General features: G+C 64.3%; 12 protein-coding genes. 11 read left to right on the top strand and 1 reads right to left on the bottom strand.

What is annotated here, in order from left to right:
- The first annotated feature begins 4 nt into the window (after window positions 1–4).
- The 9 genes from D7I47_RS02475 to D7I47_RS02435 all read left to right on the top strand — a co-directional run bounded on the left by D7I47_RS02475 (window position 5) and on the right by D7I47_RS02435 (window position 8392).
- On the top strand, window positions 5–1048 hold the full coding sequence (locus tag D7I47_RS02475) for an SLAC1 family transporter (protein WP_157981600.1): 1044 nt from the start codon (window positions 5–7) through the stop codon (window positions 1046–1048).
- On the top strand, window positions 1035–1532 hold the full coding sequence (locus D7I47_RS02470; protein WP_120761574.1) for an ester cyclase: 498 nt from the start codon (window positions 1035–1037) through the stop codon (window positions 1530–1532). Before D7I47_RS02475 ends, D7I47_RS02470 begins: the two co-directional genes overlap by 14 nt.
- Window positions 1532–2311: an MIP/aquaporin family protein gene (locus D7I47_RS02465; protein WP_120761573.1), complete on the top strand. Its 780-nt coding sequence runs from the start codon at window positions 1532–1534 to the stop codon at window positions 2309–2311. The genes D7I47_RS02470 and D7I47_RS02465 overlap by 1 nt, the downstream gene beginning before the upstream one ends.
- A gap of 104 nt (window positions 2312–2415) precedes the next feature.
- On the top strand, window positions 2416–3492 hold the full coding sequence (locus tag D7I47_RS02460) for an SMP-30/gluconolactonase/LRE family protein (RefSeq protein ID WP_120761572.1): 1077 nt from the start codon (window positions 2416–2418) through the stop codon (window positions 3490–3492).
- Window positions 3489–4511 carry an NADPH:quinone reductase gene (locus D7I47_RS02455; protein ID WP_120761571.1) on the top strand — a complete coding sequence of 341 codons (1023 nt, stop codon included), beginning with the start codon at window positions 3489–3491 and terminating at the stop codon, window positions 4509–4511. Before D7I47_RS02460 ends, D7I47_RS02455 begins: the two co-directional genes overlap by 4 nt.
- 34 nt (window positions 4512–4545) lie before the next feature.
- A complete protein-coding gene (locus tag D7I47_RS02450) occupies window positions 4546–4977 on the top strand; it encodes a GlcG/HbpS family heme-binding protein (RefSeq protein ID WP_120761570.1) in 432 nt (143 codons plus the stop codon).
- A gap of 5 nt (window positions 4978–4982) precedes the next feature.
- Window positions 4983–6221 (top strand): LVIVD repeat-containing protein, encoded by a 1239-nt coding sequence (locus D7I47_RS02445; protein ID WP_157981599.1) that lies wholly within the window; start codon window positions 4983–4985, stop codon window positions 6219–6221.
- A 3-nt stretch (window positions 6222–6224) separates the two neighbouring features.
- Window positions 6225–7961, top strand: coding sequence for a ubiquinone-dependent pyruvate dehydrogenase (poxB, locus tag D7I47_RS02440; RefSeq protein WP_120761569.1), 1737 nt, complete (start codon window positions 6225–6227; stop codon window positions 7959–7961).
- On the top strand, window positions 7958–8392 hold the full coding sequence (locus D7I47_RS02435) for a DUF302 domain-containing protein (protein ID WP_157981598.1): 435 nt from the start codon (window positions 7958–7960) through the stop codon (window positions 8390–8392). The genes poxB and D7I47_RS02435 overlap by 4 nt, the downstream gene beginning before the upstream one ends.
- Window positions 8393–8815: 423 nt before the next feature.
- Here D7I47_RS02435 and D7I47_RS02425 read toward each other — a convergent pair whose 3' ends face one another.
- Window positions 8816–9580, bottom strand: coding sequence for an AsnC family transcriptional regulator (locus tag D7I47_RS02425; RefSeq protein WP_157981597.1), 765 nt, complete (start codon window positions 9578–9580; stop codon window positions 8816–8818).
- Window positions 9581–10153: 573 nt separating this feature from the next.
- On the opposite strand from D7I47_RS02425, the gene D7I47_RS02420 reads away from it, so the two are divergent.
- Window positions 10154–12832, top strand: coding sequence for an AAA family ATPase (locus D7I47_RS02420; RefSeq protein ID WP_170154354.1), 2679 nt, complete (start codon window positions 10154–10156; stop codon window positions 12830–12832).
- A gap of 173 nt (window positions 12833–13005) precedes the next feature.
- Window positions 13006–13824 carry a helix-turn-helix domain-containing protein gene (locus D7I47_RS02415; RefSeq protein ID WP_120761564.1) on the top strand — a complete coding sequence of 273 codons (819 nt, stop codon included), beginning with the start codon at window positions 13006–13008 and terminating at the stop codon, window positions 13822–13824.
- Window positions 13825–13829: the final 5 nt, after the last annotated feature.

The raw sequence follows: 13829 nt of genomic DNA, 5'->3' as shown, positions 1-13829 counted from the left end.
GCGCGTGGCAGCCGAGCGTATCCCGCTCAACACGCTTGCGATTCCGTTCGGTCTCGCGGGCATCGCGGACGTATGGACCTTCGCCGGAGGGGCGCTGCCCATACCGACGTGGCTTCCGCCGGTGCTTTGGACCGTGGTCGCTGTCTCGTGGGTATGGCTGGTTGTCGCCCACGTCGTCCGCGGGTTCTTGGTTCGCATGCCTCTCCGTGAGCAACTCCGGCATCCTGTTCAGGGCCCCATTGCGGCGCTTGTTCCAGTAGTGGCGATGCTTGTCGGTATCGAGGCCGTCGAGTATTCACCTGTTGTAGGGCGCGTCGTGATCGGCCTCGCGATGATCACGACGGCCCTGTACGCGGGATGGTTTTTTGGTCGCGTGTTCACCGGTGGCATTGCCGTGGATGCGGTGCACGGGGGTTATCTCCTGCCGAGCGTGGCCGGGGGGTACATCGCCTCCTACGCTGCCGCGGTGTCCGGGTGGACAGGCCTCGCGATCGGTTGGTTCGGTTTCGGCACTCTGGGTTGGGTGGTGACCTTCTCGCTTCTGACCGCGAGGCTCGCATTGCGGCCGGCGCTGCCCGACGCGTTGCAGCCGACGTTGATGATCATGATCGCTCCGCCCGCGGTCGGAGGTCTAGCACTGTTCGCCATCGATCCGTCCATCGGCGCGGCGCAGGAGTTCATGGCGGTGACCCTGATCGTCATGCTGTTGGCGCAGCTGGCGCTCCTGCCGAGGTATCTGAAGACGACTTTCACGCTTGGCTTCTGGTCCTTCACCTTCCCATGTGCGGCAGCTGCGTCGTACGGGATCGTGTGGGTCACGACTGCCGAGGTGCCGGGCTATCAGATCATCACGCTGGTGCTGGCGACGGCCATCACGTCGCTCGTCCTCGTGATCGCTCTGCGGAGTCTGAAGCTCGTGCTTCCCGTTCCAGCGGGTGTGATCGCCGCCGAGGATGTGCTCGCACGCGACGACGACAGCTCTCTGAGGCGAGGGACGGCGGGACTGAACGCACCATCGACGGAAGGAACACACCATGGGAGATCGTGATCTGCTCAGTGACCGCAGCGATCTGGTCGTGCCGGAGTCCATACAAGTCGACGCAGGATTGGCTCCAGAACGGGCGAGGCACATGGTGCTCGTCACGCAGCTTCTGTACACGTTCTGGCATACCGGAGACGTCGCCTACCTCCGCCAGGCGGTCGCTCCGGAGTTCGTAGACAACACACTGCCCCCGGGCAGACCGGCCGGAATCGATGGGGTGATGGTCGCGTCGAGGAGCTTCCGTGCCGCCGTCCCGGATCTGACCTGTGGGCTCGAGGACGTCATCATCGCCGGAGACAAGATCGCCGTCCGCCTCCGCTTCCGAGGGACCTTCTCCGGCAGGAGTGGGGAAGTCATGGGTCGCGGGCAGGCCGTCGATTTCACAGCCTTCGACATCCAGCACGTGGGGCCGGAGCGGATCATCGAGGACTGGCACCTCGAGGACAACCTCACCTTCCTGACCCAGGCCGGTCTGATCCCTCGCGGCTGATGGAGACGACCGTCCTACCTCAGAACGGATGGCATTGGCGCGAGTGGGGAAGCGAGCTGCTCGGCACGGCCATCCTGATGTGGTCCGTGGTAACCGCGCTCTGGGTGGTGACGACCGCATGGAGTGACTCGACGGTCTTCGTAAGAGTGCTCGTGGTCGGGTCGGTTGCTGGGGTCGCGGTCATAGGAATAGCCGAAAGCCCGCTCGGAAGACGTTCAGGGGCGCACTTGAACCCTGCGCTGACGCTGTCGCTGTGGGTACGTCGCGTCGTTTCGGCAGGGGACCTTGCTGGCTACGTGGCGGCGCAGGCGGTCGGTGCCATCGTTGGCTTTGGCGCTGGCATCGTCTGGGGGCCAGGCGTCGCCGCGGCTCCCGTGAGATGGGCAACGATCGCTCCTGAGCCGGGACTCGGTGACCTCGCGGCGGGCGTCATCGAGGCGGTGACGACAGCGGCGCTGCTGAGCGTCGTGTTTGTGTTCCTAGGAAGGGCTCGGCTCGTCAGATACACCGCGTGGGTCGCGGGGGCCACTCTCACAGCAGCGATCATCGGTCTGGCGCAGGTGACCGGTGCAGCGTTCAATCCGCTGCGCGGTGTCGCGCCCGAAATACTCGCCGGCAGCTACCAGTCCTGGCTGATGTTCCTCGTCGCCCCTCCTCTGGGAGGAGTGATCGCCGCACTGGGCTGGCGTGGGGCTCACCGTCCGGTCACGGGGAAGCTCGTTCACGACCCGGCGAAGCCCTGCCGAATGTACTGCGAGTTGCCACACGCCGAGTCCTGACCATGGTCCTGGCCCCAGAGGGACCAGGCGCCCGCGAATCCTCACTCGTACCTTCGGGACATGGAGCTTCGGACATCGTCCACACGACCTGAAGGAGAGAGCTCATGAGCACCCCCAACCCCCTCGGATCCTGGGTTGCAGACCGCTACGAAGTGGTCGCCGAGATCACGGAGAACATGCCCACGGGACTCACGGTCTCCGACGACGGACGAGTCTTTGTCTCCTTCCCGCGTTGGGGTGACGCCGTCCCGTACACCGTCGCAGAGATCGTTGACGGCAGGTGCGTTCCGTATCCGAACGCCGAGATCAATGCGTGGGTTGAGGGCGACGGTGAAGGTCGACTCGTTTCCGTGCAGAGCGTCATCGTGGACCCGAACGGGGACCTCTGGCTGCTCGACACCGGGGCACCTCAGTTCGGACCCTTCGTGCCGCATGGGCCGAAGCTCGTGCAGGTGAACCTCACCACGAACGAGGTGGTGCGTGTCATCGAACCGTCACCGGAAGCGGTGACGGCCACAACGTACCTGAACGACGTGCGTTTCGACTTCTCGAGAGGCGAGGCGGGATTCGCGTACATCACCGACTCTCAGGCGGTGGGGGCGCTGATCGTCGTCGACCTGGCCACCGGTGAATCGTGGTCGAAGCTGCGGGGCCACGTGTCCACGAAGGCCGTCGATCAGTTCCGAGCCGTCGTTCAGGGGATCGTGCGCGAGGGCTACCGCGTCGGATCCGACGGCATCGCCATCAGCCCCGACGGGTCACGCCTCTGGTACTGCCCGCTGTCGAGTCGCAGGTTCTACTCGGTCGACACCGCGGCGATCCTCGACCGCGATCTGTCGGAGGACCTCGTCGCCGCGACCGTCACCGATCACGGGGACAAGGGTGCCTCGGACGGGATGGAGTCCGACACCGACGGGAACCTCTACGTCACGGCGTACGAGCACTCCGCTGTGTTCAAGTTCAGCGCGGACGGAGTCTGGTCGACGGTGGTCCATGGGCCTGACGTGCTCTGGCCGGACACCCTGGCGCTCGGAGCCGATGGGTATCTGTACGTCAGCGTCAACCAACTGCCCCGATCGCCGCTATTCAACCGGGGCGTGGAGGAGCGAATCCTGCCGTACCTCATCATCCGTGCACGGGTGGACGCGACCCCGATCCGCTTGAAGGGAACGCGCGCATGAAGTCCGTGGCGCACTTCAAGCCGGGCGACGTGAGTGTTCTTGAGATGATCGAGCGTCCGGTGCCGGTGCCGGGACCGGGAGAGGTCCTCGTGAGGCTGGCGGTCGCGGGGGTGAACCCGACCGACATCGACGCACGCCGGAGCCGAGCCGGCAAGGTGCAGCATTTCCGCGAGCCCCACATTCCCGGTCAAGACGGTGCCGGAGTGGTGGACGGGGTCGGTGACGACGTTTCGACGTTCCGCGTCGGCGACCGGGTGTGGGTGTGGGACGCAGCATGGCGACGCCACGAGGGCACGAGTCAGGAGTACGTGGCGCTTCCGGAGCGCCAAGTGGTCCACCTTCCGGACAACGCCAGTTTCGACGTCGGCGCCTCCCTGGGGATCCCGGCGCTCACTGCACATCGGGCGCTGACCTCATTCGCGGAGGGACCCGTTGAACTCGGGCAGGGCGCGCTCGCGGGCAAGACCGTCCTGGTACAGGGCGGCACCGGTGCTGTCGGTCACGCGGCCGTGCAGTTGGCCGCATGGGCTGGGGCGCAGGTGGTGACCACGGTCGGCGACGAGCGAAAGGTCTCGCTCGCGCGGGCCGCAGGGGCCCATCACGTCATCGACTACCGCTCGCAGAACGCCCATGATGAGATTCGACGGATCTCACCGTCCGGACCAGACATCATCGTCGAAGTCAACGCACACGCGAACCTTCCGATGGATATCTCAGTGATCGCCGCTCATGGCGGCATCTCGATCTACACGCCCGGTGGTAGCGAGACGCGGATCCCCTCCTACCAGGCGATGACGAAGAACGTTCAGTTCTCCTTCATCCTCACCTACACGACGAGCCCCGCGCAGAAGCAAGCGGCCGTTCGTGCGGTCAGCAACGCGATCGCCGCTGGCGCGCTCGGGGTGGGAGACGCTGCGGGTCTCCCGCTCACCCGGTTCCCCCTCTCCGAGACCGCAGCTGCGCACACCGCGGTGGAGAACCACACCACGGGCAAAGTCCTCATCGACATCGACAACTGAATACCTGACCGGCACAACGCACTAAGGACGAATCATGGCCATGGCACAAATCTCCCCGATCATTCTCAGCCTTGAGATCGCACACAAGGTGACCGCCGCGGCGATCGCGAAAGTGGAAGCGATCGGTATCCCGTACACCCTCTCTGTCGTCGATGGCGCGGGGAATCTCGTCCATCTCACCAGGCTCGACGGGGCGGCGATCGCATCCATCGATACGTCGGTGGCAAAGGCCCGGACCTCGGTCTATTTCGGCGCACCGACTGCGGACCTCGCCGCGGCGGTATCGGATGGCGCACCCTTGGCAACCATCCAGACTTCCACGACGGCGCATCTCGCGTTCGTCGCCGGAGGAGTGCCCATCATCGACCAGGATGGCGTCGTAATCGGCGGTTTCGGCGCCGGCGGCGGCTCGCCGGAACAGGACCATGAGGTCGCCTATGCAGCGGTCGCCGCGCTGAAAGCGTGAAGGCCGTGTCGTTGAAGCCCGCCGAACTCGCTGTCGGATTCACCCATCTCGGTCACTCCGACCAGGGCGGAAGACCTGACGCGATGCAGCTGCAGTACTGGAAAGGTCATGTGTACGTTGGCCACCTGTTCAGCAGCGGCTTCTCCATCGTCGACGTGACCGACCCGCGGGCACCTCGGGCGCTCGGCTACATCGCGGCGCCCGAGAACACCTGGAACATTCACCTTCAAGCGGCAGATGACCTGCTCCTCGTCGTCCACGCGAAAGACCTCTGGAAGAAGTTCGACATCGAGTCCAGCTACTACTCGGGGTCTGTCGGTTCCCGATTGAAGGACGAAGAGCAGGACTGGAGCGCAGGAGTCGCAATCTATGATGTCGCGGATCCATCCTCTCCCAGACAGATCTCTTTCCTCCCCGTCGACGGGATCGGGGTGCACAGGCTCTGGTTCACCGGTGGCAGGTATGCCTATGCGTCTGTGCTCCCGAACGGCTTCAGCGACTACGTGTTCCGTGTGATCGATCTGGCGAACCCATCGAGTCCCCAGTGGCTCGGCGAATATTGGCTGCCCGGGATGAACTTTGGCGCCGGTGAGGAACCCACTTGGGATTCCGAGAAGTGGCGGTACGCACTTCATCACGCCATCATCGCCGGCGACACGGCCTACTCGTCATGGCGCGATGGGGGGTTGGCGCTCCTGGACATCACGGATCGAGCGCGTCCGACACAGATCTCCTACCGGAACTGGTCGCCCCCATACGGAGGGGGAACGCACACATCGCTGCCGCTCCCCGGCCGCGAGCTGCTGGTAGTCGCAGACGAGGCGACAGCGGACGAGCTAGCTGACGGTCTGAAACGGGTGTGGGTGTTCGACATCCGCGTGCCTGCGAACCCGATCAGCATCTCGACGTTTCCGACGCCGGACGAGATCGATTACGCCAAGAAGGGCCGCCACTTCGGCCCCCACAACCTGCACGAGAACCGGCCCGGCAGCTTCGTGTCGGAGGAGATCATCTTCGCCACGTACCAGAATGCGGGCGTTCGCGCGTTCGACATCTCGAACGCCTACGCGCCACGCCAGATCGGGGCATTCGTCCCTGCGGCGCCGGATCAGGTCATCGATCCACGGCCCGGCGGCCGCGCCGTGACTCAGACTGCGGACGTCTTTGTGCGCGATGACGGAGTCGCCTTCACAACCGACTACAACGGAGGGCTCGACGTCCTCCAGTTCACAGGCAAGGACTGATCAATGGCAAACACCGTCGCGGACAACATGGTCGCCGCATTGAAGGGCTCTGGTGTGAGTCGGGTGTACGGCCTGCCTGGAGACAGCCTCAACGGATTCGTCGACGCGCTTCGACGCGACGGGAGCATCGACTGGGTGCACGTCCGGCACGAAGAGGCGGCGGCCTTCGCGGCTGCAGCGGACGCGGCTCTGACGGGTGAACTGGCGGTCTGCGTCGGGAGTTGTGGTCCCGGCAATACACACCTCATCAATGGCCTCTACGATGCGCAGCGGACACGCGTGCCAGTACTCGTCATCGCGGCCCAGATTCCGGGTGCTGAGATCGGTGGGGAGTATTTCCAGGAGACACACCCCCAAACGATCTTCGCCGAGTGCTCCGTCTACACGGAGCTGATTTCGACTCCGGAGACCGCACCGCACATCTTCGAGATCGCCATGCGCGCGGCAGTCGAGCGGCGGGGCGTCGCGGTCGTCGTGGTGCCGGGTGAAGTGTTCCTCTCGCGAGCAGAACGGGTGACGTTGCCCGCGCCTATCCGCGCCGCGTCCCCGCTGGTGCGTCCCTCCGAAGTGGAACTCGTCGAAGCGGCCCAGAAGCTGAACGCGACCGAGAAGGTGACGATTCTCGCTGGGGCTGGCTGTCAAGGCGCACGAGACGAGGTGTTGGCCCTGGCCGCGCGCCTGAAGGCACCCATCGTGCACACGTTCCGTGGCAAGGAGATTTTCGAGTACGACAACGCGTACGACGTCGGGATGACGGGTTTGCTCGGGTTCACCTCCGGGTACAAGGCGATCGCCGACGCCGATGTGGTTCTCATGCTCGGGACGGACTTCCCGTACCGGCAGTTCCTGCCCTCTCCGAAGACCTATATCCAGGTCGACCTTCGTGGCGAACACCTGGGGCGCCGCGCCAAGTTGAGCCTGGGGCTCGTCGGGACCGTTCGGGATACGGCGGCTGCGTTGCTGCCGCTCATCGTCGATGACCGATCGGACAGCCACCTCGACAGTGCACGCACGCACTACGCGCGCGCGCGGAGCGGGCTGGATTCGTTCGCGGTCAACGATCGCAATCGCTCTCCGATCCACCCCGAGTACGTGGCTCGGGTCATCGACGAGACGGCGGCGAGCGACGCAGTGTTCACGGTGGACGTTGGTTCTCCGGTCGTGTGGGCCGCACGCTATCTCACGATGAACGGCGAGCGAAGGATCATGGGGTCGTTCAATCACGGCACGATGGCGAATGCGGTGCCTCATGCCATCGGAGCGCAAGTCGCGTACCCGGGCAGGCAGATCGTCACTCTTTCTGGGGACGGAGGGCTGGCAATGCTCCTGGGTGAACTGCTGACCCTTGTCCAGATGGACCTCCCCGTGAAAGTCGTGGTGTTCAACAACAGTGCGCTCGATTTTGTCGAGGTCGAGATGAAGGCGGCCGGAATCGTCAACTGGGGGACTGAGCTGAAGAATCCCGACTTCTCGGCGGTTGCGGAAGCGATGGGCATCTTCGGTCGTCGCGTCACCCATCCGGACGACCTCCGTCGGGCGATGGAAGATGCATTCGCTCACGATGGTCCGGCGTTGGTCGAGGTTGTGACCGCCCGGCAGGAGTTGTCCATCCCCCCGACGATCACCGTCGAACAGGCGAAGGGATTCTCGCTCTACGCGATCCGGACCATCCTGTCCGGTGCTGGCGACGAACTTCTGGACCTAATCGACACCAACGTCGCACGGCGGATCCTGCGGTGATCGCCTTCGACAGTAGGACCGGCTCGGTAACGGTCTTCGTTGAGAGACCGGTGGTGCAGGTGGTGGGGTTGATCGAGCGCTGGGTGCGCGAGAAAGGCGCCGTGGTCTTCGATGTCATCGATCATGGGGCTGCGGCGAGGGCTGCCGGACTCGAGTTGAGAGAAGAAGTAGTGATCGTGTTCGGGAACCCCCGTGTGGGGACGGTGCTCATGGAGCAGGATCCGAATGTCGCTCTTGATCTTCCATTGCGAGTGCTCGTCTACGAAGACCGGGGGAACTCGGTGGTGACCTACCGCGATCCGAACCAGCTGCGTCAGCTGTATGACGTCGGCGCCTCCGACGAAGTCATCGACCAACTGTCGGCTTTGATGCATGAACTCGTCACGGAACTCACGGTGGGAGCGAGCAATGGGTCAGCCAGCGTCGGATGACCGCGGGCCCGTGGTGCCCTATTGGGTTCTCGAGCGGGGGGAAGCGGGCCCGACGACGATGCGGTATGACGAACTCGTCGGCTTTGCGCCGAGGACGCTGGGAGGTCAGGCTCAGCCGAGCCTCGTACTTGACGTTCCGGGCGATTTTCAGAACGTGTCGTTCGTCGACTTGCCCGTTGGCTGGGTCGGCGAGTGGCACGAGAGTCCCTACCCTCAGTGGGTGGTCGCGCTCAGGGGCCGCTGGTTCATTGAGCCGCAGGACGGGACGCGGGTGGAGATGGGCCCGGGGGACCTGCACTGGGGTGGTGATCAAGGTACCGATGATGTGCACGGCGGCAGGGGTCACCGCAGCGGTCAGGTCGGGGACGTGCCGTGCATGCTGATGATGGTGCAAAGGACCGCTGGACCGACCCGCTGAACTGATCACGTCGACTTGCCATCGACAGTCTTGAGTCGGAGCATGTGCGTGTCGTGAATGCCTTGGACGGAGGCCATTCGTGCATAGCCTTCGGAGATCTGCGGCTCGTTGGCGCAGACCAACTCGACGCAGAGCTGTCGCGCGCCGGTGAGCTCGCTTACGTAGACCACGTTCGGCATGTTGACGAGTTCCTCAGCTAGATCGGCGACGTCCCGCGAAACAGCTGCCTCGACCCGGATGGTTGTGACATCGTCCCTGTGCGGGTCGGGCCGCGTCCGGAAATGGATGGTCTGGCTGTCCATCAGCCGTATCAAGCGATGTCGTGTTCCTGCCACCGAGAGTCCGATGACTTTGCTCATGTCGGTCAGCGACATCTGGGCGTCTACCGTCAGGCACTCGAGCAGATCGAGATCAAGCGCATCGAGCGAAGCCACGGATCGATTGCCTGGGTACCACTGCAGGTCAGGCGCGGACTGAACTGCGATGTGCTCGTAATCGAACGCGAAGTGAGGGGCCCAGCTTCGGAGCACGATCGCCGTGGAGAAGCCCGTGACGTCAGGGTCCGAGATGATCGCGTCCTTCACCACTCGTGCGAGCTCCACGTTGCCGGCAGTGCTCAGTTGGATGGCGACGGTGCGTTCGTCTGAGGATCGCCTCACCCAGCAGATGTTCGGAGTTCGCGAGAGTCGCTCGGCGACAGCGGTCCCCCTCGAGTCGGTACGGAGGAGTGCGCTCGCCAAGACCGGTCGGCCGAGCGCGGACGGGTCCACCAACGTGACCGTGCGCAGAAGTCCGTGTGACTTCAGTTGCCCATACCTATGCCGGAACTTGGCAATCGAGAGTCCGGCCGTTCTCGCCAGTCGCGCAGCAGGAGCGCGACCGTGCAGCCGAAGCGCCTGAGCAATAGCGTGCTCCTCCTGGCCCATATCCGGCCAGGGGGTCGCCGACACTAATGACCCTCGGCGGGGGTCGGATTCGGCTTTCGCCGACCATTGGTCCGTGGACCGTCGTCAGGCATCACGCGCCTGCCGATGGAGCCTGCCTCACCCGCGAAGGGGGCGTGTCGCCACTTCATGTTGTGATGCTCTACTGCAGGTGGCGCGTCGGCCATCGGTCAAATGACCTAATGCCGCCTTCGCCTCATGGACGTCGTCGCAGGATTTGAACGGGTAGAGCGGGCCGATTGAAGGATCCGTGATGATTGCTAAAATCGCGTTGCCCCGTGACAGACGCGCCGCTGATGGGAGTGATGGATGTCGCAGCCACCAGATCACTATCTGAGTGGCGAGTCTGAGCGCCCTTCTCCGGTGGGGCGTGAGGGGGAACTGGCTCGCGTCAGGGAGATGATCGCGGCTGCACGCATTGGCAACGGCGGCGCCGTCCTCCTCACCGGTGATGCGGGCATTGGCAAGTCGACGCTGCTTGCCGAAGCGCGTGAGGCCGCGCACGGGTTCAGAGTTCTCAGGTGCCACGGGGTGCAGAACGGCTGCACCGGGTTCGCCGCACTACATCAGCTGCTCCATCCGGTCATGAGCGGAGTCGAAAACCTCCCTGCCCGGCAGAGCGAAGCGCTCAAGGTAGCCTTCGGACTATCTGAGGCGGGTCCTAGCGAACGCCTCATAGCCAGCATCGCAACCCTGGGGCTGCTCGAGGAAGCGGCGGAGCATCAACCCCTTCTCGTGACGGTGGATGACCTTCACTGGGTGGATCAGCCGACGGCCGAGATCGTGGGCTTTGTTGCGGGGAGGCTGGCGTCTGCGCCCATCCTGCTGATCGCGACAACTCGCGTCGGATCGACCTACAAGGATTGGCAGGACTTCTTTCCTGAGGTGATGCCGTTGTCGCCGCTTTCCACCGACGAATCCCGGGTGGTGCTGGACCGGGCGGCACCCCACCTCGAGTCTCGCGCCCGCGATCTGATCATCGATCAGTCGTACGGAAACCCCCTCGCGTTGAACGAACTGTCGACCAACGCCAACTTGCCTGCGTTGACATTGCGCGGTGCTCCAGCGCGCTACAGCATGACGAAACGGCTTGAGCAAGCTTTTCTGGCAGAGGCGGCGCAGCTACCCGCTTCGTCTCGTCTGGCGATGCTGGTCGTGGCCGCCGGGGAGGACTTGTCCTACCCCGAGATCTTTGCCGCTGGGCAGGCCCTCGGCCTTTCCGCCGAGGATTTCGCCGCCCCCGAACGGGCTGGCCTGGTTGCCGAGACCGCGGATGGATACCGGTTCCGCCACCCGCTCGTGAGCTCGGCGATACATGAGGACTCCGACTCGGTGACCCACCGCCAGGTGCACGAGGCGCTCGCTTCTGTCGCCCGCAATCCCGAACGGGCGTGGCGTCATCGTGCAGCAGCCACGATCTCTCCGGACGAGGAAGTCGCTCAGGAGCTCGACGGAGCGGGGAAGGCTGCGGAGGCGCGCGGCGCTGTTCGCGAGGCTACGGACGCGTGGTTGCGAGCGTCGGAGCTCTCCCCGACGGTCTCCGGCCAAGCCCGCCGACTTGTGAGAGCTGCCGAAGCCGCACGGCAGGCCGGGGCGTCAGCCCTCGCAGGCGAATTGATCCTGAGAGCGCGTCCTCTCGTCAAGGACGAGTCGCTCGTGGTCGCCCTGGCGCGCACGGAGTGGCTGCTCACGTCGACCTCGAGCTTTGCGGGGATCACGGCAGCCGAACTGCTCGGCATTGCGGGAACGTTGTCGAATCGCGAGGACCGTACCGAGGTGCTCGTCTGGGTGGCAGCCATGTGCTATCTCGGGCAGGAGCCCTCCGCGGTCGTGAGATCCCAGGTGATCGATGAACTTGTTCGACTCGATGTCGAGGTGGGCGGCCGAGATGAGGTGTTGCGACAGATCGGGCTCGCGCTTGCTGATCCCGAACGCCCGATCTCTGACGTCGGAAAGGCGCTCGAGGCATTCACAGGCCACATGCGGCCGACCGACGGAACACTACTCAACTGCCTCGCTTTCGCGGCCGAAAGCATGGCGGACCTCCCCGGTGCGGACAAGGTGTGGAGCGCGGAGATCGAGCTCTTCCATCGCGCGGGTCGGGTCAGTGATGAAACGATCGGCCTGTCCGGTCGTGGAGTGCTGCGGGTGACCGCTAACGCCCTGACTGACGGCCTCGCCGACTCCGAGCAGGCGCTCCGGCTGAGCGATGATCTGGGGATGAAGGTTGTCTCGATGTTGGCGTCCGCGAACATCGCGCGTGTCCGCGCGTGGCGAGGAGAAGCGGATGCAGCGACATCAGCCCTCAACTTCGATCGCGATGCATCGCCTGCGCCCCGCGTCATCGCCATCGGCGAGTGGGCGCAGGGAATCCTCGCTGTCAACGAGGGCCGCTACGAAGACGCGATCGCTCACCTTCTGAACACGTCGCTGGATGCCCAGATCGCGCTCTGGGCATATGCCGATCTCGCTGAGCCGGCAGCGAAGACACAGAACACAGAGATTCTCGCGCAATGGTTCGAAGAGGCGAGCAGGGTCGTGGCCAAGACTGAATCCGACCACCTCCGCATGCTCATCGACCGATCGCGAGCACTCGTCTCCGAAGGTGACCTCACCCGCGAGCTCTTCGAAAGCGCCATCTCATCCGGTGAAAGGTGCGGAGCGCGCTTCGACCTGGCCCGTACTCATCTCCATTACGGGGAGTGGCTCCGCCGAGAACGGCATGTGGTCGAGGCGCGGACGCATCTTTCCGCCGCATTGCGTGTCTTCGACGCAGAGTCGACACTTCCCCTCGCGGATCGCGCCTCGCAGGAATTGCGCGCGGCCGGAGGCGTTGACGCGCGGCGTCGGGCCGAGGACGAGGGAACTCGTCAACTCTCAGGTCAGGAACTGATTGTGGTGCGGCTGGCTGCGGATGGCCTTTCGAATAAGGAGATCGCCGACCGGATCTACCTTTCGCACCGTACGGTTGGCGCCCACCTGCACAGGGCTTTTGCGAAACTGGGGGTCAATCGTCGCTCGCAGCTTGCAGCGATCCTTGTCGACACCGGCGCCGGTCATCCGACGGTCGCCGACTGATCGCTGAGAGCGCCGAACGGCAGCGTCGCGTCGATCTGCGTTGCGTGAGGCTGCTCCCGCGACAGAACGGGGATCGCCATCACTCATGGCGGATATGGTCATTTGACGGATTGATCGAGACATGGGCGCCTGGAAACCTCTACTAGAAGGAATCCACGCGGAAACGGACGGCCATGGCTTTCAATTCACCGCTCGGCGACTATCTACGGGCGAGGCGAGCTGCAACACAGCCGGAGGATGTCGGGCTGGTGCGCATGCCCGGGCGAAGGGTCGAAGGGCTCCGTCGGGAGGAAGTGGCGGAACTGGCGGGGGTCAGCTCGGACTATTACTTGCGTCTTGAGCAGGGACGGGATAGGCAACCTTCGTTTCAGGTCCTGCAAGCGATCGCGCGAGCGCTGAAGCTGGACGCGTCCGCAGTCGACTACATGCTTCGCTTGACGCACGTCGACACGGGGGTTGGGAGAAGCGACGACATGGAGATCGCGGCCGATGTGGTCTCAGGTCTCGATGAGATGGTCGCCCAGTGGCCGTTCCCCGCGTATGTGACCAATCGGAACCTTCGGATCCTGTCGTCGAATGAGTCAGCGCGACAGCTCGTACCGGAGATGTGGAACCCCGGAGGGAGCCTCATCGTTGCGATATTCGGGGACGCGTGGCGCAGGATCGATCAGCACTGGGAGTGCAACGCTCGCCGAGCAGTTGCCGCGCTTCGCTTTGCGTCTGACCCGCGGGACTCGGCATTGCGTGACCTGGTTGGGCTGCTGTCCATGCGGGACGCCGACTTCCGACGAATCTGGAGCGCTCACGAGGCAGCTCCGCTCGGCGCCTGTCGCCTGCAACTGAACCTTGGAGGCGAGGAACGTTTCTTCGATCAGCGAACGCTGGTGATGCCCGACGCAGAGGGATCAATGGTCACCGTGCTCCGCGAGGCGGAGTCGAGCGGGGAACGCCAGGAATGGACGCAAGACGGTGAGTTCGAAGGCGCTGCGTGAAAGCG

The organism is Protaetiibacter intestinalis (assembly GCF_003627075.1).
Lineage (GTDB): Bacteria > Actinomycetota > Actinomycetes > Actinomycetales > Microbacteriaceae > Homoserinibacter > Homoserinibacter intestinalis.
The sequence above is the reverse complement of the archived record's forward strand: the minus strand, read 5'-3'. Positions and strand labels throughout refer to the sequence as shown.

Excerpts from the sequence above, each read along its gene's own strand:
- D7I47_RS02450 (WP_120761570.1), top strand. The coding sequence starts at position 4,546 with ATGGCCATGGCACAAATCTCCCCGATCATTCTCAGCCTTGAGATCGCA.
- D7I47_RS02460 (WP_120761572.1), top strand. The coding sequence starts at position 2,416 with ATGAGCACCCCCAACCCCCTCGGATCCTGGGTTGCAGACCGCTACGAA.
- D7I47_RS02465 (WP_120761573.1), top strand. The coding sequence starts at position 1,532 with ATGGAGACGACCGTCCTACCTCAGAACGGATGGCATTGGCGCGAGTGG.
- D7I47_RS02420 (WP_170154354.1), top strand. The coding sequence starts at position 10,154 with ATGATCGCGGCTGCACGCATTGGCAACGGCGGCGCCGTCCTCCTCACC.
- D7I47_RS02455 (WP_120761571.1), top strand. The coding sequence starts at position 3,489 with ATGAAGTCCGTGGCGCACTTCAAGCCGGGCGACGTGAGTGTTCTTGAG.
- D7I47_RS02415 (WP_120761564.1), top strand. The coding sequence starts at position 13,006 with ATGGCTTTCAATTCACCGCTCGGCGACTATCTACGGGCGAGGCGAGCT.
- poxB (WP_120761569.1), top strand. The coding sequence starts at position 6,225 with ATGGCAAACACCGTCGCGGACAACATGGTCGCCGCATTGAAGGGCTCT.
- D7I47_RS02470 (WP_120761574.1), top strand. The coding sequence starts at position 1,035 with ATGGGAGATCGTGATCTGCTCAGTGACCGCAGCGATCTGGTCGTGCCG.